The 26,606-nt window shown below is 72.5% G+C and carries 25 protein-coding genes; 17 read left to right on the top strand and 8 right to left on the bottom strand.

Translation table 11 applies throughout. The annotated features are described in order from the left end of the window. Positions 1 to 74: 74 nt before the first annotated feature. Complete coding sequence (locus F1C12_RS16505; protein WP_185275978.1) at positions 75 to 1,310, top strand: Fic family protein; 1,236 nt, start codon at positions 75 to 77, stop codon at positions 1,308 to 1,310. Here F1C12_RS16505 and F1C12_RS16500 read toward each other — a convergent pair. Beyond that, on the bottom strand, positions 1,307 to 2,593 hold the full coding sequence (locus tag F1C12_RS16500; RefSeq protein ID WP_185275977.1) for an adenylosuccinate synthase: 1,287 nt from the start codon (positions 2,591 to 2,593) through the stop codon (positions 1,307 to 1,309). The two genes, F1C12_RS16505 and F1C12_RS16500, sit on opposite strands and share 4 nt — an antisense overlap. 224 nt (positions 2,594 to 2,817) lie before the next feature. On the opposite strand from F1C12_RS16500, the gene F1C12_RS16495 reads away from it, so the two are divergent. The 7 genes from F1C12_RS16495 to F1C12_RS16465 are packed head-to-tail and all read left to right on the top strand — an operon-like array spanning position 2,818 to position 12,273. Further along, the gene (locus tag F1C12_RS16495; protein WP_185275976.1) at positions 2,818 to 5,679 is read left to right on the top strand and encodes an MMPL family transporter; all 2,862 of its coding nucleotides are present in this window, start codon (positions 2,818 to 2,820) and stop codon (positions 5,677 to 5,679) included. A 12-nt stretch (positions 5,680 to 5,691) separates the two neighbouring features. Next, on the top strand, positions 5,692 to 7,608 hold the full coding sequence (locus F1C12_RS16490; RefSeq protein WP_185275975.1) for a hypothetical protein: 1,917 nt from the start codon (positions 5,692 to 5,694) through the stop codon (positions 7,606 to 7,608). A 45-nt stretch (positions 7,609 to 7,653) separates the two neighbouring features. Continuing rightward, a complete protein-coding gene (locus F1C12_RS16485) occupies positions 7,654 to 8,346 on the top strand; it encodes a TetR/AcrR family transcriptional regulator (protein WP_185275974.1) in 693 nt (230 codons plus the stop codon). Next, a complete protein-coding gene (locus F1C12_RS16480; protein ID WP_185275973.1) occupies positions 8,343 to 9,065 on the top strand; it encodes a hypothetical protein in 723 nt (240 codons plus the stop codon). The genes F1C12_RS16485 and F1C12_RS16480 overlap by 4 nt, the downstream gene beginning before the upstream one ends. After that, positions 9,062 to 10,957 carry a YhgE/Pip domain-containing protein gene (locus F1C12_RS16475; RefSeq protein ID WP_185275972.1) on the top strand — a complete coding sequence of 632 codons (1,896 nt, stop codon included), beginning with the start codon at positions 9,062 to 9,064 and terminating at the stop codon, positions 10,955 to 10,957. Before F1C12_RS16480 ends, F1C12_RS16475 begins: the two co-directional genes overlap by 4 nt. Positions 10,958 to 11,017: 60 nt before the next feature. Continuing rightward, a complete protein-coding gene (locus tag F1C12_RS16470) occupies positions 11,018 to 11,863 on the top strand; it encodes a metallophosphoesterase family protein (RefSeq protein WP_185275971.1) in 846 nt (281 codons plus the stop codon). After that, entirely contained in the window at positions 11,860 to 12,273 is a 414-nt protein-coding gene (locus F1C12_RS16465; RefSeq protein ID WP_185275970.1) for a DUF3052 family protein, read from the top strand. Before F1C12_RS16470 ends, F1C12_RS16465 begins: the two co-directional genes overlap by 4 nt. A 9-nt stretch (positions 12,274 to 12,282) precedes the next feature. Here the strand turns inward: F1C12_RS16465 and F1C12_RS16460 are convergent, their stop codons facing one another. Further along, the gene (locus F1C12_RS16460; RefSeq protein ID WP_185275969.1) at positions 12,283 to 13,011 is read right to left on the bottom strand and encodes a TrmH family RNA methyltransferase; all 729 of its coding nucleotides are present in this window, start codon (positions 13,009 to 13,011) and stop codon (positions 12,283 to 12,285) included. Positions 13,012 to 13,092: 81 nt separating this feature from the next. Between F1C12_RS16460 and F1C12_RS16455 the strand changes: the two genes are divergently transcribed. Both F1C12_RS16455 and F1C12_RS16450 read left to right on the top strand, forming a co-directional pair. Beyond that, a complete protein-coding gene (locus F1C12_RS16455; RefSeq protein ID WP_185275968.1) occupies positions 13,093 to 13,893 on the top strand; it encodes an HAD-IIA family hydrolase in 801 nt (266 codons plus the stop codon). 42 nt (positions 13,894 to 13,935) lie between these two features. Further along, complete coding sequence (locus F1C12_RS16450; protein ID WP_185275967.1) at positions 13,936 to 14,484, top strand: DUF4303 domain-containing protein; 549 nt, start codon at positions 13,936 to 13,938, stop codon at positions 14,482 to 14,484. A 10-nt stretch (positions 14,485 to 14,494) separates the two neighbouring features. On the opposite strand, the gene F1C12_RS16445 is transcribed toward F1C12_RS16450, so the two are convergent. Next, the gene (locus F1C12_RS16445; RefSeq protein WP_185275966.1) at positions 14,495 to 17,938 is read right to left on the bottom strand and encodes a septum formation family protein; all 3,444 of its coding nucleotides are present in this window, start codon (positions 17,936 to 17,938) and stop codon (positions 14,495 to 14,497) included. A gap of 77 nt (positions 17,939 to 18,015) precedes the next feature. Continuing rightward, positions 18,016 to 18,564 carry an orotate phosphoribosyltransferase gene (gene pyrE / locus F1C12_RS16440; RefSeq protein WP_258045949.1) on the bottom strand — a complete coding sequence of 183 codons (549 nt, stop codon included), beginning with the start codon at positions 18,562 to 18,564 and terminating at the stop codon, positions 18,016 to 18,018. A gap of 65 nt (positions 18,565 to 18,629) precedes the next feature. Between pyrE and F1C12_RS16435 the strand changes: the two genes are divergently transcribed. Next, entirely contained in the window at positions 18,630 to 19,475 is an 846-nt protein-coding gene (locus tag F1C12_RS16435) for an exodeoxyribonuclease III (protein ID WP_185275964.1), read from the top strand. Positions 19,476 to 19,527: 52 nt separating this feature from the next. Next, the gene (locus F1C12_RS16430) at positions 19,528 to 19,989 is read left to right on the top strand and encodes a hypothetical protein (protein ID WP_185275963.1); all 462 of its coding nucleotides are present in this window, start codon (positions 19,528 to 19,530) and stop codon (positions 19,987 to 19,989) included. Here the strand turns inward: F1C12_RS16430 and F1C12_RS16425 are convergent. The 3 genes from F1C12_RS16425 to F1C12_RS16415 all read right to left on the bottom strand — a co-directional run bounded on the left by F1C12_RS16425 (position 19,904) and on the right by F1C12_RS16415 (position 21,592). Next, a complete protein-coding gene (locus F1C12_RS16425) occupies positions 19,904 to 20,770 on the bottom strand; it encodes a hypothetical protein (RefSeq protein WP_185275962.1) in 867 nt (288 codons plus the stop codon). The genes F1C12_RS16430 and F1C12_RS16425 overlap by 86 nt on opposite strands. 12 nt (positions 20,771 to 20,782) lie before the next feature. Then, the gene (locus F1C12_RS16420; protein WP_185275961.1) at positions 20,783 to 21,256 is read right to left on the bottom strand and encodes an acyltransferase family protein; all 474 of its coding nucleotides are present in this window, start codon (positions 21,254 to 21,256) and stop codon (positions 20,783 to 20,785) included. Between the two features lie 99 nt (positions 21,257 to 21,355). After that, entirely contained in the window at positions 21,356 to 21,592 is a 237-nt protein-coding gene (locus F1C12_RS16415; protein WP_185275960.1) for a hypothetical protein, read from the bottom strand. Positions 21,593 to 21,737: 145 nt separating this feature from the next. Between F1C12_RS16415 and F1C12_RS16410 the strand changes: the two genes are divergently transcribed. The 5 genes from F1C12_RS16410 to F1C12_RS16390 all read left to right on the top strand — a co-directional run bounded on the left by F1C12_RS16410 (position 21,738) and on the right by F1C12_RS16390 (position 26,191). Next, the gene (locus F1C12_RS16410; protein WP_185275959.1) at positions 21,738 to 22,592 is read left to right on the top strand and encodes an ABC transporter ATP-binding protein; all 855 of its coding nucleotides are present in this window, start codon (positions 21,738 to 21,740) and stop codon (positions 22,590 to 22,592) included. Positions 22,593 to 22,667: 75 nt separating this feature from the next. After that, positions 22,668 to 23,702, top strand: a complete 1,035-nt coding sequence (locus tag F1C12_RS16405) for an aliphatic sulfonate ABC transporter substrate-binding protein (protein WP_185275958.1) — start codon at positions 22,668 to 22,670, stop codon at positions 23,700 to 23,702. Positions 23,703 to 23,709: 7 nt separating this feature from the next. Then, on the top strand, positions 23,710 to 24,591 hold the full coding sequence (locus F1C12_RS16400) for an ABC transporter permease (RefSeq protein WP_185275957.1): 882 nt from the start codon (positions 23,710 to 23,712) through the stop codon (positions 24,589 to 24,591). A gap of 124 nt (positions 24,592 to 24,715) precedes the next feature. Beyond that, a complete protein-coding gene (locus tag F1C12_RS16395; protein WP_185275956.1) occupies positions 24,716 to 25,183 on the top strand; it encodes an SRPBCC family protein in 468 nt (155 codons plus the stop codon). Positions 25,184 to 25,213: 30 nt separating this feature from the next. Next, a complete protein-coding gene (locus F1C12_RS16390; RefSeq protein ID WP_185275955.1) occupies positions 25,214 to 26,191 on the top strand; it encodes a helix-turn-helix domain-containing protein in 978 nt (325 codons plus the stop codon). On the opposite strand, the gene F1C12_RS16385 is transcribed toward F1C12_RS16390, so the two are convergent. Continuing rightward, the gene (locus tag F1C12_RS16385) at positions 26,166 to 26,534 is read right to left on the bottom strand and encodes a hypothetical protein (RefSeq protein WP_185275954.1); all 369 of its coding nucleotides are present in this window, start codon (positions 26,532 to 26,534) and stop codon (positions 26,166 to 26,168) included. The two genes, F1C12_RS16390 and F1C12_RS16385, sit on opposite strands and share 26 nt — an antisense overlap. Between the last annotated feature and the right edge of the window lie 72 nt (positions 26,535 to 26,606).

The raw sequence follows: 26,606 nt of genomic DNA, 5'->3' as shown, positions 1-26,606 counted from the left end.
ATAACGAGTGTCTTATTCCGGTTTATCGTGCTTGAATCGGAATAAGCACGGAGCTATTCCGGGTTAGGGGTGCCATGAGCGGTGCGAACGACTGGGTTCCCCACGGCGTCGAGACCATTTCCTGGCGGAGCAGGAGCGGTCGTGGTGCGCGCGCCGACCGGATGCTCACCTCGGTGGAGGCGACCATTCCGCCGTTCATCGCCGAGCTGGTGTTCGTGAGCGACCCGTCGATCCAGGTCGCCCAGGAGGCCGCGATCCGCGCCCTCGCCGAGCTCGACGCCGACACCGGTCCAGGCGCCGGCGCGATCTCCGCGTTCCTGATCCGCACGGAGTCGATCGCCTCGTCCAAGATCGAGCACATCGAGGCGACGACGGAGGACTTCGCCCGTGCGCTCGCCGGCGTCAAGGCGAACACGAGCGCGACTGCGATGGTCTCGGCCTCGAATGCCATCATGCGTATGGTCGACGATGCCGGACGAACCGGACGGATCACCCTCGACTCGATGTTCGACGCCCACCGCACTCTGCTGTCCGACGATCCGAGCGAGGCTCCGTACGCGGGGCAGGTCCGCGGCGTTCAGAACTGGATCGGCGGCAGCGACTTCTCCCCGCTCGGAGCCGAGCATGTGCCGCCGGCCGTCGAGCGCGTCCTCCCGCTCCTCCACGACCTCATCGCGTTCTCCAACCGCGACGACATCCCCGTCGTCGCGCAGGCCGCGATCGCGCACGCCCAGTTCGAGTCGATCCATCCGTTCACCGACGGCAACGGACGCATCGGCCGGGCTCTCATCGGCGCGATCTACCGGAGGCGCGGGCTGACGTCGAGCACGACGCCACCAGTGGCCTCCGCGCTCGCCGCCGACCAGGACGGCTACTTCGAGCTGCTGACGGCATACCGGCGTGGAGTGGCGACGCCGATCGTCCGCGAACTCGCCGACGCCACGCGTTTCGCGGCCGAGGAGGCGCTCGTCTCGGTTCGCGCCATCCGCGAGCTCCCCGAGGAATGGGAGGCCGGGCTCGCGCCCCGGGCCGGCAGCGCGCTGTCCGCGCTGGTGGAAGGTCTGCTCGACACCCCGGTGTTCGACGCCGAGTCGGCCGAGGCACGTATCGGGCGGTCGACCTCGGCCACGTACGAGGCGCTCGAGCGGTTGGAGGACGCCGGGATCACCCTCCGCATCACGAACCGTCAGCGGAACCGCGTGTGGGCGGTCACCGCGATCATCGACGAGCTCGACTCGCTCGACTGGCGGATCGCCGCACGCGCCCGGGCGCGGAGCGCGGCCGAACCACGTGAGCCGGTCGCGCCCTAGTCCACCAGGTCGTGCCGCACCACGATCTCGTCGCGGGCCGGGCCCACGCCGATCGCGGAGATGCGGGCGCCGGAGATGGCCTCCAGGGCGAGCACGTAGTCCTGCGCGTTCTTCGGGAGGTCCTCGAACGTGCGGGCGCCGCTGATGTCCTCGGTCCAGCCGGGGAACTCCTCGTAGATCGGGACGGCGTGGTGGAAGTCGGTCTGCGACGACGGGACCTCGTCGTGGCGCACGCCGTCCACGTCGTAGGCGACGCAGACCGGGATGCGCTCGATGCCGGTCAGGGTGTCGAGCTTGGTGAGGACGAAGTCCGTCACGCCGTTGATGCGGGCCGTGTAGCGCGCGACCGGCGCGTCGTACCAGCCGGTGCGGCGCGGGCGGCCGGTGGTGGTGCCGAACTCGAAGCCGCGCTCGCGGAGGAACTCGCCCCACTCGTCGAACAGCTCGGTCGGGAACGGGCCGGCTCCGACGCGCGTCGTGTAGGCCTTCACGATGCCGATCACGCGGTCGATGCGGTTGGGCCCGATGCCCGAGCCGGTCGCGGCGCCGCCGGAGGTGGAGCTGGAGGAGGTGACGAACGGGTAGGTGCCGTGGTCGACGTCCAGCATCGTCGCCTGGCCGCCCTCGAAGAGCACGTACTTGCCGTCGACCAGCGCCTCGTGCAGCAGCAGCGAGGAGTCGACCACCATCGGGCGCAGCCGCTCGGCGTAGCTGAGCAGTTCCTCGACTACCTCGTCCACGCCGATCGCGCGGCGGTTGTAGACCTTGACCAGCAGGTGGTTCTTCTGGTCGAGCGCGCCCTCCACCTTCTGGCGCAGGATGTTCTCGTCGAAGAGGTCCTGGATGCGGATGCCGACCCGGTTGATCTTGTCGGCGTAGGTCGGGCCGATGCCGCGGCCGGTCGTGCCGATCTGGCGCTTGCCGAGGAAGCGCTCCGTCACCTTGTCGATGGTGCGGTGGTACTGGGTGATCACGTGCGCGTTCGAGCTGACCTTGAGGCGGGACACGTCGACGCCGCGGGCGATCAGCCCGTCCAGCTCCTGGAACAGCACCTCGAGGTCGACCACGACGCCGTTGGCGATCACGGGCGTGACGCCCTCCGTCAGGATGCCGGACGGCAGCAGGTGCAGCGCGTACTTCTCGTTGCCGACGACGACCGTGTGGCCGGCGTTGTTGCCGCCGTTGAACTTGACGACGTAGTCGATGCGGCTGCCGAGCAGGTCGGTGGCTTTGCCTTTGCCTTCGTCGCCCCACTGGGCGCCGATGATCACTATCGCGGGCACGTTTCGTCCTCTCGAATGTCGGGAGTGCGTCGGCGCCTCGCGGACGACCGTCGCACTCGATCCTATCGCGAGCGTCTCCGGGGGCTCCCCGACCGCCGCATTCGGCACGAATGTCGAGAATCGCGAGCCGAAAGTCGACATTCGGCACGAATAGCGGGGCGGCCGGAAACGAGCCCGGAAACGAGCATTGTCGCGAAGCTGAGCAACGCTCTACATTGGCCCCGATGTCGTCGCTCCTGTACCTGCTGGGCCGCGCCGCCTTCCGGGCGCGCAGACGCGTGCTGGTCATCTGGCTCGCAGCGTTCGTCCTGCTGCTGGGCGGGGCGGCGCTGCTGAGCAACGGGACGGACAACACGTTCACCATCCCCGGCACCGAGTCGCAGCAGGCCCAGGACGCCCTCGCCCGCACCTTCCCGCAGGTCAGCGGCACCTCCGCCCAGCTTGTAGCGGTCGCCCCGAAGGGCACGGACGTGCACGATCCGGCGTTCCAGTCGGCGGTGGAGTCGTCCGTGGCGTCGATCGCGAAGATCCCCCAGGTCACCTCCGCATCCTCCCCGTACAGCGGGCCGTCGACGGGGAACATCGCCGCGGACGGATCGGCGGTCATCGTCCCCATCCAGCTCTCGGTCGCACAGACCGCGGTGCTGCCGTCCACCTCCGACGCCTTGCAGCGCGCCGGCCGCGACCTGGAGGCCGCTCTGCCGAAAGGGTCGGAGGTCGCCGTCGGCGGGCAGCTCTTCTCGCAGACGGTCGCCGGGATCAGCGTCACGGAACTGCTCGGCATCGTGGTCGCGTTCGCGGTGCTGATCGCGACCTTCGCGTCGGTGATCGCGGCGAGCCTCCCGCTCATCACGGCGCTGCTCGGGGCGGGGCTGTCGCTGTCGCTGATCTTCGCGGCGACGCACTGGCTGACGATCGCTTCCACGACGCCGCTGCTGGCGCTCATGCTCGGGCTGGCGGTCGGGATCGACTACGCGCTGTTCATCATCTCCCGCCACCAGGAGCAGCTGAAACACGGGATGGCGCCGGAGGAGTCCGCCGCGCGCGCGGTCGCGACGGCGGGGTCGGCTGTGGTGTTCGCGGCGGTCACGGTGATCATCGCGCTGGTCGGGCTGAGCGTCGCGGGGATCCCGTTCCTCACGACGATGGGCGTGGCGGCGGCGCTCGCGGTGACGTTCGCGGTGCTGATCTCGATGACGCTGACGCCGGCGCTGCTGGGGTTCGCGGGGATGCGGGTGGTGGCGAAGCGGTATCGGGGTGATGCGGGAGTGAAGGCTCCCTCTTCCCCCGTCCGCCATCCGATCGCCGGGTTCTGGGTGCGCCTCGTCACGCGCATCCCGATCCTCACCGTCGTGCTGGTCGTCGCGCTGCTCGGCCTGGTCGCCCTCCCGGCCGCCTCCCTCCGGCTGGCGCTCCCGGACGCGGGCTCCCTCGACGAGCACGAGCCGGCGCGGATCGCCTACGACCTCATCGCCGAGCACTTCGGGCCGGGCTACAACGGCCCGCTCATCGCGACCGGGTCCGTGATCGGCAGCACCGATCCCGTCGGGCTGATGAACGACCTCGGGGCCGAACTGGAGACCGTGCCGGGCGTCGCGGCGGTCCCGCTGTCCACACCGAACGAGACGGGTGACACCGGGATCGCGCAGGTGGTCCCGACCGGCGCACCCGACTCGGAGGCGACGCAGGCGCTCGTGGCCAAGCTGCGCTCGATGCACGACCACTTCCAGCGCGAGTACGGGATCGACCTCTCCATCACCGGATACACGGCGGCCGGCATCGACATCTCGTCGCGGCTCGGCGGCGCGCTGCTGCCGTTCGCACTGCTCGTCGTCGGGCTGTCGCTGGTGCTGCTGGCGATCGTGTTCCGGTCGATCGTCGTGCCGGTCACGGCGGCGCTCGGCTACCTGCTCAGCATCGGCGCCGCGTTCGGCGTGACCAGCCTGGTGTTCATGAGCGGCTGGCTCGCCGGGCCGCTCGGGGTCGCACACATCGGGTCGGTGATCAGCTTCATGCCGATCATCGTCATGGGCGTGCTGTTCGGGCTGGCGATGGACTACGAGGTGTTCCTGGCGAGCCGGATGCGGGAGGAGCACATCCTCGGGGCGGACACCAAGGACTCCGTCCACCGGGGATTCCAGGGCTCGGCGAAGGTGGTCACGGCCGCGGCGGTCATCATGTTCGCGGTGTTCGCTGCGTTCATCCCGGGCGGCGACGCGCAGATCCAGCCGATCGCGCTCGGGCTCGCGGTCGGGGTCGCGGTGGACGCGTTCGTGGTGCGCATGACGCTCATCCCGGCGGTGCTCGTGCTGTTCGGGAGGGCGACCTGGTGGATGCCGCGGTCGTGGGACCGTGCGCTGCCGGTGCTCGACATCGAGGGCGAGGGCGTGCAGGCGGAGCTCGACGCGACCGGCTGGCCGGAGCCGGGGACGAAGTACGCGCTGGCGGCGGACGGCGCGCGGGCCGGAGGGTCGGGGGCGCTCGACGCGCTGGTCCCGCCAGGCGGGGCGATCGTGGTCACCGGGCCGGGGCACACGGCGCTCGCACTGGCGATCGCGGGGCGCGCGCCGCTGACGGCGGGACGGCTGAAGGTGGACGGGCTGCTGCTGCCGGTCCGGAGGTCGTCCGTGCGGTCGCGGGCCGGGGTCGCTCGGCTGGACCGGGCGGCGGACGCGGTCGCGGCGGTCCGGGATGCGGCGGACGGGCGGCCGGCGGTGGTCGTGGTGGACGGGGCGGAGGCCGTGGTCGGAGACGAGCGGCGGGCGCTCGCGGGCGAGTTGCAGCGGGTCGCGGATGCGGGGGCCGCGGTGGTTCTGGCGGCGACTACGCCGGAGGCGGTGGCGGATCTGCTGCCGGTGGTGAGGACGGCGCAACCCGAATCTCCAGCCGAAACCGAAACCGAAACCGAAACCGAGCCCCAGCCTCACGCCGAAACCGAGCCCGAGCCCGAGCCCGAGCCTGAGCCTCCTGCCGAATCCACCGACCCCACCGTCCCCGCCGACGCCACCGCCCCCGCCGACCCCACCACCCCCACCGACCCACGCGACGGCGACGACGCCGCGCTCGACTCGCACCTTCCCTCCTGACGGGAGCGCACCATGACCGATCCATCCGCCGGACGGGCGCCGTTCGGCGCGCGCGCCGGGACCGAGCGCACGCGCGTGATCACGCTGGTCGGGCTCGCCCTCGCGCCGCTGCTGGTCCTGACCGTGCTCGGCTGGGGCCTCTTCTCGCCCGTCCAGCACCTCGACCGGGTGACCGCAGCCGTCGTCAACAACGACACCCCGGTGACCGAGAACGGCAAGACCATCCCGCTCGGGCGGCAGTTCGCCGGGTCGTTGATCGCGGGCACATCCACCGTCTCTGCGTCCGGGAGCACCAGCCCGACGGAGGCGCCACCCTCCACCGACGCCATGAACTTCACCTGGGTGCTGACCAACGACAAGGACGCGGCGTCCGGGCTCGCGAGCGGGCAGTACGCGGCGGTGCTCACCATCCCGTCGTCGTTCTCGGCCGACGCCACGTCGTTCGGCGGCGCGGCGGCGAGCGCGAAGCAGGCGACAGTGACGGTGCAGACCAGTCCGGCGTCGGCGCTGGTCGATCCGGCGCTGGCGGCGGCGGTCACGCAGGCGGCGACGGCCGCGCTCGACCGGCAGCTCACGACGCAGTACCTCCAGAACGTGTACGCGGGCTTCAACACCATCAACCAGCAGATCGGGTCGGCGGCGTCGGGGGCGGCCTCCCTGTCGTCCGGCGCCGCCGCGCTGGCGCAGGGCACGCAGTCGCTGGCGAGCGGGGCGGCCACCCTGGCGTCGGGCACGCAATCGCTGGATGCCGGCGCCCAGTCGCTCGCGTCGGGGCTCGACACCCTGAGCGCGAAGACGCAGTCGCTGCCGGCGCAGACGCAACAGCTCGCAGCCGGGTCGGCGGCGCTGGCGGGAGCGGCGGACCAGGCGTCGGCGGGCGTGGGCTCCGCGACGGATCAGTTCGCGCAGGTGGTCGCGCAGCTGTGCGCGACGGGACCGGCGGTGTTGTGCACGCGGGCCACCGCGGCGCTCGCCACGCTGCAGCAGGCGAACAACGGAATCGCGGCGTTCGCAAGCGGCTCGAACGCGGTCGCCTCCGGCAACGCGGCGCTGGCGGGCGCGATGCCTGCGGTGGTCGACGGGATCGACGCGTCCGCGTCGGGCGCGTCGCAGGTGGCGTCCGGCGCTGCCCAGACCGCCTCCGGCGCGGCGTCGGTGAGCTCCGGCGCGGCGTCGGCGGCGACCGGCGCGAGCCAGACGGCGGACGGCGCAGCGCAGCTCGCCTCGGGTCTTGCGCAGGCGACCCAGTCCATCCCGACCTACAGCGACAGCGACATGACCACGCTCTCCGCCGTCGCCGCCCAGCCCGTCGTCGCGGTGCAGAAGGCCCCGCCGACCGGGATCGGGACGCTTCCGCTCTACGCGGTCCTCGCGCTCTGGCTCGGCGGGATGGCGACCGCCCTGGCCCGGCGCGCTGTGCCGTCGCGGATGCTGCTCACGACGACGCCCTCGGCGCTGATCGCGCTGCGGTCGGCCGGGATCGTCGCGCTGATCGGAGCGGCGCAGGGCGTCGTCGTCGCGGGCGCCGCGCAGTTCGGGCTCGGCCTGCGGCCGGACGTGTGGCTCGGCTACGCGCTGGCCGCCGCCTTCGTCGGGGCGGTGTTCGGCGTGCTCAACCAGGCGCTGGCGGCCGCGTTCGGCGGAGTCGGGCGGCTGGTGGCCCTGGTCGTCGGGATCGTGGCGCTGACCGCCGGACTGTCGTCCACCATCCCCGCGGCGCTGTCGTCGGTGGCCGCGTCGCTGCCGACCGCGCCGGCGCTGGCGATGCTGCGGGCGGCGGCGAACGGGGAGGCCGGGACGGCGTTCGGCGCGAGCGGGCCGCTCCTGGTGTACGCGGTGGGCGCGCTCGCGCTGACGCTGGCGGCCGTCGCTGCGCGGCGCAGCGTGCGGCTGCCGAAGGTCGCGGACGGGAGGGCGGTGGCAGCATGATCACTTAACTTGCACACCAGTGTGCAAGAAGAGTACGATCGTCGTATGCCCACCACCCCCGCGCCCAGCCCCGCCGCGCCCGCACGCGCACCCCGGCGCGACGCCGCCGCGAACCGGGAGGCCCTCCTGGTCGCCGCCGCCGCCGCGCTCAATGAGGACATCGACGCCTCCCTGGAAGCCATCGCCGCCCGCGCCGGGCTCAGCCGCCGCGCGGTCTACGGCCACTTCGCCAACCGCGACGAACTCCTGATCGACGTCTTCACGCGCGGCGCCGCCCGGCTGGCCGCCCTCCTCGACCCGGTGTCGCACCCCGACGCCCGCGTCGAGATCGCGCTGTTCGGCGCGACGCTCTGGGCCGAGGTGGAGCACATCCGGGTCAGCGCCGCACTGGCCGTGCGCGGACCGCACCGCGAGCTGGTCGGCACCGCGCTCGACCCGGCGCGCGAGCGGCTGCGCGGCACGGTCGGCCGCGGGATGGCGGACGGCACGATCCGCACCGACCTCGACCGGGAGACGGTCACGCGGCTCATCGAGCACGCGGCCGTGTCCGTGCTGGACGAGGCGACGCGCGCGAAGCTCTCCGACCGTGACGGGCACCGGCTGGTCATCCTGGCCGCGCTCTCCGCCGCGGGGATGGGCTGGCGGGAGGCCGGCGAGCTGCTGGCGGCGACGCCAGAGCTGGCCTTCGACGCCGTCCAGGGGCCTTCCGAGCCGACCACGGAGGCCTCCACCCGATGAAGATCGTCCTTGACTCCGTCGCCAAGGGCCCGCGCGACACCGCCCTCCCCGCGACCTCCGTCGTCTTCGAGACGGGCCAGGCCGCGCTCTCCCGAGCCGAGACCGAGCAGCGGCCGACCGTGCTCGGGCTGATCGCGTCCGGGCGGATGCGGCCAGACTCCGGCACGGTCACGATCGACGGCCGCACCGACTTCGGCGCCATGCGCCGCCGTATCGCGCTGGTCGACGCCCCCGACGTCTGCGAGCCGGCGCCCGATGTGACCGTGGCCGGGATCGTCGCCGAGGAGCTGATGTTCGCCGGCCTCGCCTCCCATCCGCTCGCGGTGCGCCGCCGGCTGGCCGGGCTGGGTGCCGCCGAGTACGCCCGGTTCGCGATCGGGACCGTCCCGCCGACCGTGCGCATCCGCCTCCTCACCGAACTGGCGCTGCTGCGGACGGGCGTCGAGGGCGTCGTGATCGTCTCCCCCGACCGGCACGGCGGCGACCCGGTCGAGTGGTGGCGGTTCGCCCGCGAACTCGCCGGACGCGGGATCGCCGTGCTCGTCGTGGCGGGCGACGCCTCCGCCGCGGCGATCGCGGCCTCCGCGCTCGTGTCGCGGCAGTTCCCCGCGGAGGAGGATGCCTCCGCGCCTCAGACCTTTGACGAAGACCCGGGACGGGACGACACCGACGATCTGTTCCGTCCGGAATCGGGTGACCTGATCGTGGAGAACTCATGAAGATCCCCCAGATGATCGCGGCGGAGTTCCGCCGCCTGACCGCCAGCCCGATGTCCATCGTCGCGCTCATCGCGCTGATGTGCGTCCCGGTGCTCTACGGCGGCCTCTACCTCTGGGCGAACCAGAACCCGTACGCGAACCTCGACCGCATCCCCGCGGCGATCGTCGTGGACGACACCGGGACGACCGTCGACGGCAAGACCGTGAACTACGGCGACCAGGTCGCCGACCAGCTCATCGCGGACGGCTCGTTCCAGTGGCACCGGGTCGCGTCCGGCTCCGCGGCGACGGGTGTGGACGACTCGAAGTACGACTTCAGCATCACCTTCCCGTCGGACTTCTCCACCGCGCTCGCGTCGGCCTCCGGAACGTCGCCGCAGCGCGCGATCGTCACCCTGACGACCAACGACACCAACAGCTACCTGGCGTCGACCATCGGCACCCAGGCGGCCGAGAAGATCCGCACCTCCATCGTCAAGCAGGTGAACGAGGAGGCCGCCCAGCGATTCCTGCTCGGCCTCGCGGACATCCGCTCCAGCCTCGCGAAGGCCGAGGACGGCGCCGCGCAGCTCGTGGACGGCAGCGCCAGCGCGCAGAGTGGGGCCTCCCAGCTCGCGGACGGCACCGCACAGCTCGCCAGCGGGTCGCAGACGCTCGCGACCAAGCTCGGCGATCTCTCGTCCGGTGCCGCGCAAGTGCGCGACGGCGCGGCGCAGGTCAGCGCGGGCGCGGCCCAGGTGTCGGCGGGCAACGACCAGCTCGCCGCGAAGGCGAACCAGGCCGGTCAGGCTGCGGCGAAGCTCGCGACCGAGGCGCCGGCGGCGGGGCAGCAGCTCATCGCGCAGCTCACGGCCGCGGGCGTCAGCCAGCTCGTCATCGACCAGGTGCAGGCGGGACTCGACGGCATCGACCAGAAGGTCCAGGCCGGCAACACGCAGATCCAGTCGGCCGTCGGGCAGGTGAACCAGCTCGCGGCGGGCTCCGACCAGGTCGCGGCCGGGGCGGCCCAGGTGTCCTCCGGCGCATCGCAGGTCGCCGACGGCGCGTCGCAGGCGCAGGCGGGCGCGAGCCAGCTCGCGAGCGGCGCGTCCTCCGCGGCGGCCGGCTCGGCGCAGCTCCGGGACGGCCTCAACACGCTGCACGACGGCACCACCCAGTTGCACGACGGCCTCACGAAGGGCGTCGCGCAGATCCCGGACAACTCGCCCGCTCTGCAGAAGAAGCAGGCCTCCACGATCGCCGACCCGGTGAACCTGAAGAACGACTCCGTCACCTCCGCCGGAACCTACGGCGCGGGCCTGGCGCCGTTCTTCGTCGCACTCGCGGGCTGGATCGGCATCTACGCGCTGTTCCTCATCGTCAAGCCGGTGTCCCGCCGGGCGATCACCGCCCTCCACTCTCCGGTGAAGATCACGCTCGCCGGCTGGCTCACGCCCGGCCTGCTCGGCGCGGTGCAGATGATCGGCCTGTTCGCGATCGTGTCCGGCGCGCTCGGCTTCGGCATCCACAACTCGCTCGGGATGTTCGGGATGATGGCGCTCGCGTCGGTGACGTTCGCGGCGATCATCCTCGCGCTCAATGTCTGGCTCGGCAGCGTCGGCCAGTTTCTCGGGCTGGTGCTGATGGTGCTGCAGCTCGTGACGGCGGGCGGGACGTTCCCGTGGCAGACGCTGCCCGGGCCGCTCGCGGCGCTGCACCACGTGCTGCCGATGTCGAACGCCGTGGACGGCATCCGCCAGCTCATGTACGGCGGCAACCCGGCGACGGCGTGGGCGGACGCGGGCGTGCTCGCGGTGTGGATGCTGATCGCGCTGCTGGTGTCGGCGATCGGGGTGACCCGGATGACGCACTTCCGGACGCTGCGGGACCTGCGGCCGTCGCTGATCGGGTGAGGCCGCGCCACGGCGGCGCGCGGCTTCGGCACGTCGGCGCCCGGCGCTAGGGTGGGCGGCGTGACCGACCGACTGCGGATCCTGCACCTCAGCGACACCCACCTCTACGGCGACGGCCGGCTGCACTACGGGCTGGTCGACACGCTCGCCGGGCTCGACCGGGTGCTCGTGCGCGCCGGAGAGCTGGAGGCCGTCGACCTCGTGGTGGCGTCGGGCGACCTGTCCGACGACGGGAGCGCGGCCTCCTACCGGCTGCTGCGGGAGCGGCTGGAGCCGTGGGCGGCGGCGCGCGGGGCGGTCGTCGCGTACGCGATGGGCAACCACGACCTCCCTGGGCCGTTCGAAGAGGTCCTGGGGGCGCGGGAGACCGTCCTCCCGGTGCGAGGCTTCCGGGTGGTGACGGTCGACACCACGGTCGCGCGTTCGGGGTACGGGCTGATCGGCGCGGAGCGGCTCGATCGGCTGCGGGAGGTGCTGGCGACCCCCAGCGCGAACGGGACGATCGTGGTGCTGCACCACCCGCCGGTCCCGCCGACGACCGGCCTGTTCGAGACGTTGCGGCTGGTCGACCCCGCTCCGCTGCTCGACGTGTGCTCGCAGGGGGATGTGCGGCTGATCCTGGGCGGGCACTACCACCACGCGCTCGCCACGTCGGCCGGCGGCCGTGACATCCCGGTCGTCGTCGCCCCGGCTGTCGCCAACACGACGGACGTGCTCTGGCCGCCGCCGCGGGAGCGCGCAGAACGCGGGGCCGGGTTCGCGATGGTGGAGCTGTCCGCGGACGGGACCGTGCGCGCTCACGTCGTCCGCGCGCCGGCGGCCGACGACGGGGAGACGGTCTACGACCTGTCCGCGGAGGCCATCGCCCGGATCGCGGCGGACGCCGGCTGGAAGGGCGCCTCGTGAGCGGCGCCGGCTACTCGGGCACGCCGCTCTGGAAGAAGCTCGGGCTCAAGCCGGGGATGCGCGCACAGCTGCTGCACGCCGACCCGGGCTGGGCGGTCCCGATGGAGGACGGCCCGGCCGACGTCGACTGGCTCGCGCCCTCCTCGACCGAGCCGGCCGGGCTGATCGTCGCGTTCTACCGGCAGGCGGCGGAGTACCTGGCCGAGCTGGACGCGCTCGCGCCGCGCATCCACCCGGCAGGGATGATCTGGGCGGCCTGGCCGCGGAAGGCCGCCGGCCACGTCAGCGACATCGACGAGAACCTGATCCGCGACACCGCGCTCGCGCGGGGCCTGGTGGATGTGAAGGTCGCCGCGCTGTCCGAGGACTGGTCCGCCCTGAAGCTCGTCATCCGTCGCGAGAACCGCTGAGCGCGAGGACTACTCCGGGAAGTCGACGTGCTGCACGACCCACGCGTGCATGGCGACGGCCGCAGCCGCCGACGCGTTGATCGAACGGGTGGAACCGAATTGCGAGATCTCCACGACGACGTCGGCTGCCGCCAGCGCGGCCTCGGACAGGCCCGGCCCCTCCTGGCCGAAGAGCAGCACGCACTCGCGCGGCATCCGGTAGGTCTCGATCAGCACCGAGCCCGGCACGTTGTCGATCGCCACGATGGGGAGGCCGGCCTCCCGCGCCCAGGCGACGAAGGCCTGCACATCGTCGTGATGGACCACGTGCTGGTAGCGGTCGGTGACCATCGCGCCGCGCTTGTTCCAGCGCCGGCGGCCGATGATGTGGACGGTGTCGGCGGCGAACGCGTTGGCGCTGCGCACGATGGAGCCGATGTTCATGTCGTGCTGCCAGTTCTCGATCGCCACGTGGAACGGATGGCGGCGCAGGTCCAGGTCGGCGACCACGGCCTCCATGCGCCAGTACCGGTACCGGTCGATGACGTTGCGGGTGTCGCCGTGCCTCAACAGCTCTGGATCGTAGCGGTCGTCGTCCGGCCACTCGCCGGGCCACGGGCCGACGCCGTGCGTGGTCAGCTCGGCGGACGGCGGGAGGTCGCCGGGCAGGTCGCTCGGCAGATCGCTCGGCAGATCGCTCGGCGGCTGGGGCGTTTCCTGACTCACCGACTCAGCGTAACCGGAGCGGTCGCTCGGCATCTCGACAGCCGCCGGAAACCCTCCCGCTACCGCCCGGGCAATAAGCTGGTGCCGTCACTTCACCACTGGAAGGGGTCCTGCGTGGCGCGACGCGACGAGATCGAATGCTGGCTGACCGACATGGACGGCGTGCTCGTCCACGAGAACTCCGCACTCCCGGGCGCGTCCGAGCTGATCCAGCAGTGGCGCGACCAGGGCACGCCCTTCCTGGTGCTCACCAACAACTCGATCTACACCCCGCGCGACCTCGCCGCCCGGCTGCGCGCGTCCGGTCTCGACGTGCCGGAGGAGTCGATCTGGACCTCCGCGCTGGCCACGGCCGACTTCCTGAAGTCGCAGAAGCCGGGAGGCAGCGCCTACGTCATCGGCGAGGCCGGACTCACGACCGCCCTGCACGAGGCCGGCTTCATCATGACCGACACGAACCCGGACTACGTGGTCGTCGGCGAGACCCGCAGCTACTCGTTCGACGCGATCACCAAGGCCATCCGCCTGATCGGCGCCGGCGCACGGTTCATCGCGACCAACCCGGACGCCACCGGCCCGAGCGCCGAGGGACCGCTGCCCGCGACCGGCGCGGTCACCGCGATGATCACGAAGGCGACCGGCGGCATGGAGCCCTACGTGGTCGGCAAGCCCAACCCGATGATGTTCCGCTCGGCGCTCAACCGGATCGGCGCGCACTCCGAGAACACCGCGATGATCGGCGACCGGATGGACACGGACGTCGTCGCGGGCATCGAGGCCGGCCTCCACACGATCCTGGTGCTGACCGGGATCAGCGACCAGGCCGAGATCGACCGGTACCCGTTCCGCCCGGACGAGATCCTGTCCGGGGTGAAGGAGCTCGTCGCGGCGGCTCCCGTCGAGTCGGACCTCTGACCCGCCGCCGATCCACAACGCCCCAGAGAGAGAAGCACCACCATGGGCGTCCTCCCCTCCGACGACTACGAGCGCATCCGGTCGGCCATCCGCGACGCGGCACGGTCCGCGTGGCGTGACCTCCGCGCCGCCCGGCCCGACGAGACCTTCTACTACTTCGGGCTCGCGACGACCCCGCAGTCGCACCGTCCCGCGCCGACGGCGTCCTCCCGGGAAGGCCTGGACCGGACGATCGCGGGCTACCGCGAGCAACTGGTCGAGCTGCTCCACGACGAGGTGCGCTGGTCGGACCTGGAGTCGCCGTACGCGCTCTACGGCGACGCGCATTTCCATGCCGTCGATGGGCTCTTCGACGCCCTCGGGGACCCGTTCGACCGCGCGGAGGACGTGAACGCGACGCTGCGGGAGGCGATGGTCGAGGCGCTCCAGGAGCTGGACGCGGAAGGCTTCTTCGGCGAGGGCGCCGCGCGCGACGCCGTGGTCGTGGACGTGACCGTCCGCGACGGCGCCACCACCCTCGCCGGCCTGGCGTCGGCGGGACGGCTCAACCCCGCGGCGGCCCTCCAGGGCTACGGGCGCGCGGCGGGCTGACGCCGACCGGTCAGCCGGTCGGCCCCTGGCCGGCGACCGAGGTCGTCAGCGGCTGGCCGCTGGACCGGTTGGCGAAGCAGTAGTACGACCGCTGGCCACTCTTCCACTGCGCCTCGGTCGCGGGGAACGAGCCCTGCACCTGCAGGTCGGGATACGCCGCGGCCGCGTTGAGGTCGATGACGCCGGACGCGGTGCACAGCGTGTTGATCTGCTGCGCGAGCGCGTCGGCGCCCGGATACGGGGCGGCCGGGTCGGCCGAGACGAGGTTCGTGTAGACGAGCTGCGCGGAGTGCGCGGCCGTGCAGTCCACGACGGTGAAGGTCTCGGCCCACGGGTTGGTGTACGGCTGGAGGCACTCGCCGCCGCCGAGGGTGTCCCACGCGTGCGTGCCGGGGCCGACGGCCGCGGCGGGCTTCGGGCTGACGGTGGGGGTCGGCGTGGGCGTCGGGGTCGGCGTGTGCGTGGCGGTGCTGGAGGCCGACGGCTTCGGTGAGGCGGCGGTGGCGCCGAAGAGCGACGGGAGACGCGTCCCGAGGGCGAAGAGGCCGACGAGGACGAGCAGGACCGCGAGCACGCCGAGGATCAGGAAGAGTCGGCGGTTGAGCGGGTGCTGAGGGGTGGACGGCGGGGTGGGAGGTGCCGGCGGGGTGGTGGTGGGGGTGGCGGTGCTGGAGGTGCTGGCGGTGGGTGCCGGGGCGGTCCAGGGTGCGGGAGTGGGTGTCGGCGTGGCCGCGTGGGCGGGCGCGGAGGCGGAGGCGGAGGCCGCACCGGCGGGAGCCGCACCGGCGGGAGCCGCACCGGCGGGAGCCGCACCGGCGGCAGCGGCGGCGGACGCGGCCGCGAGAGACGCCGCGGCGGCGGCGGAGCCCGTGGTACCCGCACCACCATCATTGGACGCGGGCGAACCGGTGTCGGCCGGTGGCGGGGTCGTGTCCCGCGCCGCGGCGGCGGCGTCGAAGGCGACGGTCGGGGTGTCCAGGGCGTCGAAGGCCACCGTGGGCGTCAGGAGGGCGTCGAAAGCACTCGTCCCCGAGCCGACCTGGGGTCCCTCCAGCCCGGCCGACGGCTCGCCGAAGGCGAATCCGGTGGCGTCCGGCTCACCCGGGACCCCGTGCTGCTGCGCGGCTTCGTGCCGGGGCAGCGCGTCGGGTTCGGGATGCGCGTCCTGCTCACGGTCGGCTGCGAGGTCGGGGAAGAGGAGGGCGTCCATCCCGAGCGCAGCCGCGGGCAGCACCGCCTCCGCGTCGTGCGATGGCGCCGGGGCGGGCAGGTCGTGCTCGCCGACCGGAGCGGAGTCGACAGGCCGGGCTGGTCCGCCCGGCTGGTCCACGGAGTCGGCAGGGCCACCGTACGGGGCAGGCTCCGCCGGGTGGACAGGCGGGACGAACGGTGCGGACTCCGCGCTCTCCACGGGTGCGAACGGGGCCGGCTCGGTCGCCGGTTCGGGAAGTTCGTCGGACGCCGGCTCCTCGTCGATGCCGAAGTCGCCGAAGAGGGCGGCGATGCCGTCGTGCTCCTCGTCGTCCGGTTCGAGGGTCGCGTCGTCGCGCTCGGCGGCCGGGTCGTCCGCCGTACGCTCCGGCGCGGTGGCGGGCTGCGTGGCGTCGGCCGGCGAGGCGTCGGCCGGCGAGGCGTCGGCCGGCGAGGCGAAGAGGTCAGGGCCGGCGGCCGAAGCGGCGGCGAGCGCCTCCGCGTCGAACGGGCTGGTCGCGGGCGACGGCGGCGCGCCGAGGATCGCCTCGGTCTGGGCGGCGGCGGCGGCATAGGCGTCCGGCCCCGCCGCGGGCTCCGCGAGGGGAGGCGGCGTGGGGGAGGCCTGACCGTCGGTCGCTCCGCCGGCCGCGGCCCAGGCCCGGGCCTGAGCATCCGCTTCGGCCTGCGCCTGTGCGTCGGCCTGCGCCTGCGCTTCGGCCCGTGCCTGCGCTTCGGCCCGCGCCTGCGCTTCGGCCCGCGCCTCCGCTTCAGCGCGCGCGTCGGCCTGCGCCTGCGCGTCGGCCTGCGCCCACGCATCGGCTTGCGCCTGCGCTTCGGCCTGCGCCTGCGCGTCGGCTCGCGCCTGCGCGTCGGCCTCGGCCTGCAGCGCGTCCTTGCGGGTCTGCGGCGCCGGAGGGAGCGGGATGATCCCCGTCGTGTCCCCGAGCAACGGGCGCGGAGCGGGGCGCTCCTCCTCGAACATCCCGAGCAGGGCGGCCAGTCCGTGACCTTCGATGGGTCCGGTCGGCGGGGACGCAGGCTCAGGCTCGGAAGCTGTGGGCTCGGAAGCTCCCGGTTCGGACACCACGGGCTGGGGAGCGGTGAAGCCGGGCACGGCCTGATCGGGCGTGCCCGTCTCCAGAGTCTGCTCGGGTCCGGAGAAGCGGTCGGCGACCTCCGGCGGCTGCGGCATGCGCAGCGCGGCTACGAAGCCGGTGGGTTCGAACGGCTGGATCGGCGTCGTCGCTGTGGACGGCTGAGTCGGCTCCGGCAGGGAGGCGGCCGCGGGCGCAGTCGGCTCAGGCGCCGGGACGGAGTCCGGAAGGGGCTCCGCAGGGGGCGCGAGCGTCGACTCGTTCGCCGGGATGTGATCGGGAACCGGCGCGGACTCGGGCGCCGCGGTGGGCGCGGGCGCTGCGGTGGGCGCGGGCGATGCGGTGGGTGGCGCGGCCGCCACGGTGGGCTCGGACGCCGCGGTGGGTTGAGGCGCTGCGGTGGCCTCGGGCGCTGGGGCGGACTCCGGCGCCGCGGCGGACTCAGGCCCTCCGATGGGCTCCGGCGCTGCGGCCGGCTCAGGCGCTGACTCGGCGGGTGCCGCGGCCGGGGTGGGCGGTGTGGCCGGCTCCGGTGCGGACTCCGCGGGCACCGCAGGAGCCGGGATCGGAGCCGAAGGCGTCGGCTCCACGAAGTTGGATCGGCGGACCGGAGCCGCGTCGGCCTCGTCATCCTGGGCCGGGTCGAACAGCGAGGTCCCTTCGGCGGGCTCCGGGGTCTCGCGGGAGGTCAGATTCCACGTGAAGCCGGGCGCTGTCGGGGCGATGGCCGTGCCGTCCGGAACGGCGCCGTCGCCCTCGTCGCCGGTGGGCTCGGTCGGCTCGGGCTCGCGCAGGAGGTCCTCGAACGCGGACGCAGCGGCCGGGGCCGGGCTGGCCGGAGCCGGAGGCTCGATCGCCTCCGAATCACCCAGAAGGTCCTCGAATGCGGACGGAGTCGCCGGCGCAGGCGCAGCCGGCGCAGGCGCACCCGGCGCAGGAGGCTCGGTCGCCTCCTGCTCGCCCAGAAGATCCTCGAACACGAACGGAACGGTGGGGGCGGGGCCGGCCGACACCGGGGGCTCGGACGGCGTGGCCGCCTCCTCCGGAGAACCACCGTCCTCCGCCTCAGCCTCCGCCTCCGGCACCTCCGGCGCCGGCGGCGCCGGCGGCCGCGTCAACGGCCGCCCGCCGCTCAGCTGCGCGAGGAACCACTCCGAGCTCCCCACCTCCGGTTCGGTGGGCTGATTCGGCTCAGCGTTCCGGTCCGGCTCCTCCCCCGCCGGGGGTTCGCGGTGTTCCGCCACTACTCCAGCCCCAGATCCTCGAGGCCGATGGCGGCGAAGTACGGGTAGCCGGCCGACTCGATGACCTCGCGTGCGCCCGTGTTGCGGTCGACGACCACGGCGACGCCGGCGATCTCGGCTCCGACCTTCTTGAGGGCCTCGATGGCCTTCAGCGGGGAGCCTCCGGTCGTGGAGGTGTCCTCCAGCACGATGACGCGCTTGCCCTCGAGGTCCGGGCCCTCGACCTGCTTGCCTCGGCCGTGGTCCTTCGGCTCCTTGCGGACCACGAATGCGTCGTAGGCCAGCCCGCGCGCCGCGCCCTGATGCAGGATCGCGGCGGCGACCGGGTCGGCGCCCATCGTCATCCCGCCGACGGCGACCACGTCCGGGACCTCCGCGATCAGGTCGATCATGACCTGGCCGATCAGCGGCGCCACGCGGTGGTCGAGGCTCACCTTGCGCAGGTCGACGTAGTAGCTGGCCTTCTTGCCGCTGGTCAGCGTGAAGTCGCCGTGGAAGACCGCCTCGGCGGAGATGAAGTCGATGAGCTGCTGTCGTGCGTCGGTCACGTCTGACATTCTACGGTTAACCCGTTCCCGGCAAGGGGGTCGGCGGTCCCCGATACGATCGGGGCATGCGCGTCGCCACCTGGAATGTGAACTCCATCCGCACTCGAGTCGCCCGCGTGGTGGACTGGATGGTCCGGGAGGACGTGGACGTCCTGGCCATGCAGGAGATCAAATGCAAGCCGGAGCAGTTCCCGTACGAGGCGTTCGAGGCGGCCGGTTACGAGGTCGTCCTGCACGGCCTCAACCAGTGGAACGGCGTCGCGATCGCCGCCCGGCTGCCGATCGAGGACGTCGAGATCGGCTTCCCGGACATGCCCGGGTTCCTGAAGGACCACGACGGCCCCGACCTCCCGAAGGAGGCCCGCGCGATCGGGGCGACGGTGGACGGCGTGCGGCTGTGGAGCCTGTACGTCCCCAACGGCCGCTCGCTGGACGACCCGCATTACGTCTACAAGCTCGACTGGCTCGCCGCCCTCGCCGCGGACACGCAGCGCTGGCTGGCCGAGAACCCGGGCGAGCAGCTCGCGCTGATGGGCGACTGGAACGTGGCCCCTCTCGACTCCGACGTCGGCGACCCGAGCCTGATCCCGGGCGCCTCCACCCACATCTCGCCGCCGGAGCGCACCGCGTTCGCCGCGTTCGAGAAGGTGGGGCTGACCGATGTCGTGCGGCCGATCGTGCCGGACGGGTACACGTACTGGGACTACAAGCAGCTCCGCTTCCCGCGCAACGAGGGGCTGCGGATCGACTTCATCCTCGGCTCAGCGGCCTTCGCGGACCGGGTGTCGGATGCGAGCATCCACCGGAACGAGCGCAAGGGCGACGCGCCGAGCGACCACGTGCCGGTGCTGGTGGAGCTGGCGGAGGTCGCGACGGAAGAGGACGACGACGACCGGCCGATGATCTGGTGAGCGCGCCCGCTCGCTGATTGCGCGCAGACCCGCAAGGCGGTATCCCGGTGTCATGCGCACCGCGCCGCCGCGCCGCCCGGCCATCGCCCTCCTGGTCGCCTTCGGCGCGCAGTTCGCGCTGGGGATGCTGCTCAACCTGTTCGTGGAGCTCCCCAAAACGCACCCCGGCAGCACAGGGGACGAGTACTTCTCACGGTCGTTCACAAGCCTCGCCTGGGCGCTCAGCGGCGGCGCGGGGCCGGCACTCCTGATCCACGCGTGGCTCGGTCTGCTGCTCGCGCTCGGAACGCTCGCCCTGTTCGCCCGCTGCCTGGCCGGGCGCGTGCGCGGCTGGCGGTGGCTCACCGGGATCGCGGCGCTGTTCACGGTGGGCGCGTTCTTCAACGGGATGAGCTTCGTGGACTACGGCGAGGACTTCAGCTCGGCGATCATGGCCGGCTGCTGGCTGATCGCGGTGACGCTGCTGGTGACGGCGGTGGTGCGGAGGCCACGGGAGGGTGGGGTCGTCGGCTGACGATGCGGTCCGGGCGGATGAGGATGAGTGCCGACGAGTACAGACTGAGACCGAACACGGCGAGCGTCGGGTCGAGGCCGTGGATCAGGATGATGAAGGGCGGCGCGAACGCGAGCAGAGCCGCGAGGTGCACGCGCCAGGCAGGCGCTCGAGTCTCGGCGGCGGTGAGCGGGCGCGGTCCGCGCTCGAACCGGGCCAGACCGAGCGAGAGCAGGAGCACGAGCGCGATCGCGGCGGCCAGGACCAGCGGGCGGCTCGCCCACCAGTCCGGACTGCCGGGGGCGGGATGCCATCCGGGCACGAGCAGGCAGACACCGGTGATCGCGATGATGCAGATCAGGTGCCAGAGGTAGACGGTCATCAGCCGACTGCCGACGACGAATGTCAGGACGCGGGCCGGGCGCGTGCGCACGAGCGCGGTCAGCGCCGGGTGGAGGAGGGTGAGTCCGCAGAGCTGGACGATCGCGAGCAGTCCGATCGCGAACACGGCCGGGTATTGGTTGGCGAGCATGTCCGGCGAGTACACGCCGCCGGCAACCCCTGCCGCGAGGAGGGCTGCCGCGGCAGCGGCGAGGGCGACCAGCCGGCGGCGACGCATCCGGAAGAAGACGCCGTCGGCGTAGAGGAAGCCGAGCTGCTGGGCGAACAGCCAGACGAACGCGAGGTTGATCAGGCCGAGGAGCGTGACGCCGGTGCCGAGCCGGAACAGGTCGACGGCTGTAGCGCAGCCCGCGAGGGCGACCAGCGTGTGCCAGGGTGCGCGCTCGTGCAGGCGGATCATCAGCGGCGCGGCCTACTGGCAGAGCAGGAAGGCGGCAAGAAACCACAGCGGCGTCCCGACGCCGGCCGCGACTCCCGAGATGACATCTTCGGGCGCGCTTAGCCCGCGCGCGGTCCACAGGGCGACGGTGAAGAACACGAACACCGGCAGGGTCGGCCGCACGAGTCGGATGAGCCGTGCGTACAAGAAGTCGGAGGCGTCACCGCCTCTCGAGCGGAGGGAGCGCCAGCCGGTGATCGCGGCGAACCCGCCGAGCGCGAAGAACAGCGGCATCACCTGGCCGAACACGGACACCGCGGCGAACCAGGGCTGCTCGGTCAGAGGTTTGGTGATCTCCAACGCGCCGTCCGCCCCGAAGCCGACGCCAACCATGAGGAGATGCGCCACGACGACCACGAGCACGCAGCAGACGCGGACGAGGTCGACGGCGAGGTCGCGCCGGGAGAGGTCGATGGCGGAACGTGAGGCGGGTGTCGGCAGGCTCATATTTCCAATCCCAATGCATGAAGTTAATACACGGTAGGGATCGGGGGCGCGGTGCCGGAACCGTGCTGGCACGCAATTCCGACCGGACTGGACCGTGCGTCAGCGGAAGGTGGGGGCCCGATCGGCGTGCCGGGTGCCGATGACCTCGCCAGTTCGCGCGTCCACCACGGTCACGGCATCGAAGCGAGGCGTGAACCCCGGGAAGACCGGGAGCGGCTGCGACAGGGACGGTTCGCCGGGGTCGACCGCCGCGGCTGCCGGGCCGGCGAGGAGGGCACCGCTCACGACAAGACCGGCGACGACCGACGCTGCGGCGAGGCTGCGCTTCGATCTCATGGCACAGTCCCTCCGGTCGGCATGGTCGATGTCAGATAACAATGTCACGGAATCGGGACCGGCCGACAACCCCACAACCTTTCGTTACGCCGCATTGCGCCCCCGCGAGCGGCCGCTGGGCCGCTGTCGGTAGCGTCGGAGGACCATGGCCTCCCTCTCGTCCTCGTCCGCGTTCTCCGTCGACTTCGTCGGTGTCGGGCGGGCGTTCCCCGGGACGCGGCGGCGCGGAGTCGCACCCGCGGCGAGGCCCGTGCTCCGGGACGTGTCGCTGAGCGTCGAGGCCGGTGAGGTCGTCGCCATCCTCGGCGCCAGCGGGTGCGGGAAGTCGACGCTCCTGCGCATCGCGGGCGGACTCGACTCGCCCACGGCCGGCGCGGCGCTCATCGACGGGTCGCCGGTCGCCGGGATCGACGCGCGCTGCGCGGTCGGGTTCCAGGAGCCGCGGCTGCTGCCGTGGCGGTCGCTCGCGGACGACGTCGCGCTCGGGCTGCCGCGGGGGATCGACCGCGGCGACGGGCGCGAGCGGGTCGGGAGGCTGCTGGAGCTCGTGGGGCTGGACGCGTCCGCCTCGCTGCGGCCGCGGGAGGTCTCCGGCGGCATGGCGCAGCGGGCCTCGCTCGCCCGGGCGCTCGCCCGCAACCCCGGCGTCCTCCTGCTGGACGAGCCGTTCGGGGCGCTCGACGCGCTCACCCGGCTGCGGATGCAGGACCTCCTCCTCGACGTCCACGCCGCCAACCCGGCCACCATCCTGCTCGTCACGCATGACGTGGACGAAGCACTCCAGCTCGCCGACCGCGTCATCCTGCTGGGCCGCGAGGACGGCCGTGACGGCGCGACCATCCGTCGCGTCGTCACGGTCCCCGGCGCCCGGCCGCGCGACCGGGGCTCCGCGGCGCTCGCCGAGCTCCGGGCCGAACTGCTCGACGGGCTCGGCATCGACCGGCACGGGAGGGCGCTGCACGACCGCCAGGCGCCGGCCATCGCACCGTTCCCGTACTGAGCACGCCACCCGGCACCGAACAGCACCGCACCGCACAACACAGCACCGCCACACCAGACCCGAGAGGCACCCCGCATGCACCGCAGACCCACCCTCCTCACCGCCGCCGCGGCCGTCGCCGCCGCTGCCGCCCTCCTCCTCTCCGGCTGCGTCGCCGGCGAGGGCGCCGCGTCCGGCTCCCAGAGCACGGCCGGCGTCACGAAGGGCGGCACGCTCAACATCGACTTCGCGACCTACAACCCGCTGAGCCTGGTCATCAAGAAGGAAGGCTGGCTCGAGAAGGCGCTGAAGAAGCAGGACATCACGGTCAACTGGGTGCAGTCGGCCGGCTCCAACAAGGCGAACGAAGCGCTGCGCTCTGGCGCGATCGACGTCGGGTCCACCGCGGGCTCGGCCGCGCTGCTCGCGCGCGCGAACGGCTCCGCGATCAAGACCATCGACATCTTCTCGCAGCCCGAATGGTCGGCGCTCGTCGTCGGCCCGAACTCCCCGATCACCTCCGTGAAGGAGCTCAAGGGCAAGCAGATCGCGGCGACCAAGGGCACCGACCCCTACTTCTTCCTGCTGCAGGCGCTGGAGGCCAACGGGCTGTCGGCGAACGACGTCACCATCCAGAACCTCCAGCACGCCGACGGCTGGGCGGCGCTGCAGAACGGCTCGGTGCAGGCGTGGAGCGGGCTCGACCCGATCATGGCCAACGCCGAGAAGTCCGGCGCGAAGCTGATCTACCGCAACGTGAAGTTCAACACCTACGGCTTCCTCAACGCCACGGAGTCCTTCCTCTCCTCGAAGCCGGATGTCGCGCAGACGGTCGTGAACACCTACGAGTACGCGCGCGCCTGGGCGCTGAAGCATCCGGACGACACCGCGAAGATCCTCGCGGACGTCGCCGGCATCGACCCGTCGGTGGCGACCACGGTGATCACCGAGCGCACCAACCTCGGCGTCTCGAACGTCCCCGGCCCGGCGCAGCTCGCCGTGCTGAAGAAGGTCGGCCCGATCTTCGTGCAGTCCGGCGACGTGCGCACGCAGGGCGACATCGACAAGGCGCTCGACAGCCTCCTCGACCCGGCCTTCGCGAAGAAGGCCGACCCGAGCGCGATCGGCTGAGCGCGGGATGACGTACCAGAACGCGCCCGAGGGCGACGGGCCGCTCCTCGTGGTCGGCGGGCCCGGCGACGGCCTCGTGGCCACGTCCGTCGCGCGCGAGACGCCGCGGGAGGCCTCCCCCACCGCGCCGTTCCTCTCGCGCCGCTGGGTGCGGGTCGTCGGCGGCGCGCTGATCCCGGTCGTCCTGCTCGTCGCGTGGCAGCTCGCCTCCACGTCGGGCGCGTTCTCGTCCTCCCAGCTCCCCACCCCGGCGATGGTCGTCCAGGCGGGTGTCGATCTCGCGCAGCGCGGCCTCCTCGGCCTCTACATCGCCATCTCGACGCAGCGCGTCCTGATCGGCTTCGCGTTCGGCGCCGCCCTCGGGCTGCTGTTCGGCGCGATCGTCGGGCTGTCGCGTCTCGGCGACATCCTGTTCAGCCCCACGCTCGGCGCGATCCGGGCGGTGCCGTCGCTCGCCTGGGTGCCGCTGCTGATCCTGTGGTTCAAGATCGGCGAGGACTCCAAGATCATCCTCATCGCGATCGGCGCGTTCTTCCCGGTCTACACGACCGTCGGCGCTGCCCTCCGGCACGTCGACCGCCAGCTGGTGGAGGCCGGCCGCGCCTTCGGGCTCGGCGGGGTCCGGCTGTTCACGACGGTGCAGCTGCCGTCCGTGCTGCCGTCGGTCGTCTCCGGCCTCCGGCTGGCGCTGGCGCAGGCGTGGCTGTTCCTGGTCGCCGCCGAGCTGATCGCGTCGTCCATGGGGCTGGGCTTCCTGCTCAGCGACTCGCAGAACAACGGGCGCACCGACCGGCTGTTCCTGGCGATCATCCTGCTCGCCATCCTCGGCAAGCTGACGGACTCGCTGGTCGGGCTGTTCGAGCGGTGGGCGAACCGCCGCTGGGCCTGACACGAGACCCGCGGGGCCACCCGCCACTCCCACCATCCCGGACGACTGTCGACCCCCTCGCACGCATCGGCGACCCCGCTTACCGTCGGCGCCGAATCCGCACATCGAGGAGAGGAACCGGCTTATGACCACCGTGACCGAGAGCGTCGACGTGAACGTGCCCGTCACCACCGCGTACAACCAGTGGACTCAGTTCGAGAGCTTCCCGCAGTTCCTCGATCAGGTGGAGGACATCCGCCAGGTCGACTCCACCACCAACCACTGGCGCGTGAAGATCGGCGGCGCCGTCCGCGAGTTCGACACCGTCATCACCGAGCAGCACCCGGACGAGCGGGTGGCCTGGAAGAGCGTCGCGGGCGACGTCGTCCACGCGGGCGTCGTCACCTTCCATCGTCTCTCCGACGACAGCAGCCGCGTCACGGTGCAGTTCGACTGGCAGCCGGGTGATGCGATGGAGAAGGTCGGCGCAGCGCTCGGCGTGGACGACCACGCCGTCAAGAAGGACCTCCGCAACTTCAAGGAGTTCATCGAGGCGCAGCCCGCGGAGACGGGCGCCTGGCGCGACGACGTGGACCGCGGAGGCGTCGCCTGACCCCGTGGGGCTCTGCTAGATTCCCGCCCCATGAAGCCTGGGGAGCAGCCGCCGGATCGAGGATTCGCGCGGCTCCTCCTGGGTTTCGACGAGACCCGCCGTCGCTTCACCGAGACGACGGTCCCGCTGATCTGCACGAGCACGGAGCAGCAGACCTTCCGCACCGCCGTGAGCGGCGCGATGATCGGCGGGATCGTGTTCAACGCCATCGGCGGCTCGCGCCACACCGTGGAGCAGCCGGAGCAGCACGGCGGCAGCGAGACCGGCGCCAACGCGATGATCCACATCCAGCTCTCCGGGGAGAGCGCGCTGACGCAGGACGGCCGCTCCGCCGTGGTGCGGGCCGGTGACATCACCGCGTACTCCGCTGCCCGTCCGTTCCGGCTGGACCACGGCGGGGAGAGCCTGATCGTCCGGATCCCGCATCACGCGCTGCCGGTCCCGGCCAGCATCGTGGACGAGGTGGTGGCGGTGCGGTTCGCGCGCGAGCGTCCCCTCGTCGGCATCGTCCATCCGCTGGCCGCGCAGCTCGGGCGCACGGTCCACCGCCTCCAGGGCGGCGCGGGCAGGCGGCTGGCCGAGAGCGCCGTCGGCATGCTCGGCGCGGTCGTGGTGGAGACGCTGCAGGACCGTGGCGACCGGACCAGGGAGTCGCAGCTCGACGCGGTCGTCGAGTACATCGAGCTGAACCTCGCCCGGCCCGGGCTGACGGTGGCAGAGATCGCGAGCGCCAACTTCATGTCGGTACGCACGCTGCACGCGCTCTTCGAGGAGCACGACAGCACGGTCGCCGCCTGGGTGCGCACACGCCGCCTGGAGCGCTCCCGCCGCGACCTGGCGGACTCGGCGTTCGCGGGCCTCCGGATCGGGGAGATCGCCCTGCGCTGGGGTTTCCGGGACGCCGCCCACTTCAGCCGCGTCTTCGCCGACCGGTTCGGGGCGTCGCCGCGTGCCTTCCGGGCGTCGGCCGCCGGGGCCGCAGTCAGCTCCGGCTCGCCCGGCGCTTGACGGCGTGCGTCGCGGCGAGGCAGCCGCTCGTCACCAGCAGGACCACAGCGAGCGCCGCCATCTTCCAGGCGTGGAGGCTGCCGTCCGGCACGGTCGTCGCCGTCGGGGTGGCGGCGTCGACCTCCGGGGTGAAGCCGCGGAGCGCGAGAGGGTCGGTGGGGGTGACCCGGCCGGCGAATGTGCTCAGAGCTGTGGCGTCGTCCGGAGTCGTCGCGAGCGTGATCCCGGTCGTTTCGGCGGCGAGGGAGGTCAGCGGCCGGCTGACGTCGGTGGCGACTACCCCGATGCCGACTGCGACGACCAGTGCGAGGGCCGAGCCGACCCGTGTTCCGATCCAGTTCATGGTGCGTTGCCTTCCGAACGAACAGGCCCGGAGCGGGCCCGCGCATCCAGACTCCACGGGAGGAGCGGTGCG

The sequence above is a fragment of the Leifsonia shinshuensis genome, assembly GCF_014217625.1.
GTDB classification, from domain to species: domain Bacteria; phylum Actinomycetota; class Actinomycetes; order Actinomycetales; family Microbacteriaceae; genus Leifsonia; species Leifsonia shinshuensis_A.
Note: the sequence above shows the minus strand (reverse complement) of the source record. Positions and strands in the feature narration are given on the sequence as shown.

What these genes read in the sequence shown, in the direction of transcription:
- F1C12_RS16505 (WP_185275978.1), top strand. Translation starts at nt 75, where the DNA reads ATGAGCGGTGCGAACGACTGGGTTCCCCACGGCGTCGAGACCATTTCC.
- F1C12_RS16495 (WP_185275976.1), top strand. Translation starts at nt 2,818, where the DNA reads ATGTCGTCGCTCCTGTACCTGCTGGGCCGCGCCGCCTTCCGGGCGCGC.
- F1C12_RS16490 (WP_185275975.1), top strand. Translation starts at nt 5,692, where the DNA reads ATGACCGATCCATCCGCCGGACGGGCGCCGTTCGGCGCGCGCGCCGGG.
- F1C12_RS16485 (WP_185275974.1), top strand. Translation starts at nt 7,654, where the DNA reads ATGCCCACCACCCCCGCGCCCAGCCCCGCCGCGCCCGCACGCGCACCC.
- F1C12_RS16480 (WP_185275973.1), top strand. Translation starts at nt 8,343, where the DNA reads ATGAAGATCGTCCTTGACTCCGTCGCCAAGGGCCCGCGCGACACCGCC.
- F1C12_RS16475 (WP_185275972.1), top strand. Translation starts at nt 9,062, where the DNA reads ATGAAGATCCCCCAGATGATCGCGGCGGAGTTCCGCCGCCTGACCGCC.
- F1C12_RS16460 (WP_185275969.1), bottom strand. Translation starts at nt 13,011, where the DNA reads ATGCCGAGCGACCGCTCCGGTTACGCTGAGTCGGTGAGTCAGGAAACG.
- F1C12_RS16450 (WP_185275967.1), top strand. Translation starts at nt 13,936, where the DNA reads ATGGGCGTCCTCCCCTCCGACGACTACGAGCGCATCCGGTCGGCCATC.
- F1C12_RS16435 (WP_185275964.1), top strand. Translation starts at nt 18,630, where the DNA reads ATGCGCGTCGCCACCTGGAATGTGAACTCCATCCGCACTCGAGTCGCC.
- F1C12_RS16430 (WP_185275963.1), top strand. Translation starts at nt 19,528, where the DNA reads ATGCGCACCGCGCCGCCGCGCCGCCCGGCCATCGCCCTCCTGGTCGCC.
- F1C12_RS16425 (WP_185275962.1), bottom strand. Translation starts at nt 20,770, where the DNA reads ATGATCCGCCTGCACGAGCGCGCACCCTGGCACACGCTGGTCGCCCTC.
- F1C12_RS16420 (WP_185275961.1), bottom strand. Translation starts at nt 21,256, where the DNA reads ATGAGCCTGCCGACACCCGCCTCACGTTCCGCCATCGACCTCTCCCGG.
- F1C12_RS16415 (WP_185275960.1), bottom strand. Translation starts at nt 21,592, where the DNA reads ATGAGATCGAAGCGCAGCCTCGCCGCAGCGTCGGTCGTCGCCGGTCTT.
- F1C12_RS16410 (WP_185275959.1), top strand. Translation starts at nt 21,738, where the DNA reads ATGGCCTCCCTCTCGTCCTCGTCCGCGTTCTCCGTCGACTTCGTCGGT.
- F1C12_RS16405 (WP_185275958.1), top strand. Translation starts at nt 22,668, where the DNA reads ATGCACCGCAGACCCACCCTCCTCACCGCCGCCGCGGCCGTCGCCGCC.
- F1C12_RS16400 (WP_185275957.1), top strand. Translation starts at nt 23,710, where the DNA reads ATGACGTACCAGAACGCGCCCGAGGGCGACGGGCCGCTCCTCGTGGTC.
- F1C12_RS16395 (WP_185275956.1), top strand. Translation starts at nt 24,716, where the DNA reads ATGACCACCGTGACCGAGAGCGTCGACGTGAACGTGCCCGTCACCACC.
- F1C12_RS16390 (WP_185275955.1), top strand. Translation starts at nt 25,214, where the DNA reads ATGAAGCCTGGGGAGCAGCCGCCGGATCGAGGATTCGCGCGGCTCCTC.
- F1C12_RS16385 (WP_185275954.1), bottom strand. Translation starts at nt 26,534, where the DNA reads ATGAACTGGATCGGAACACGGGTCGGCTCGGCCCTCGCACTGGTCGTC.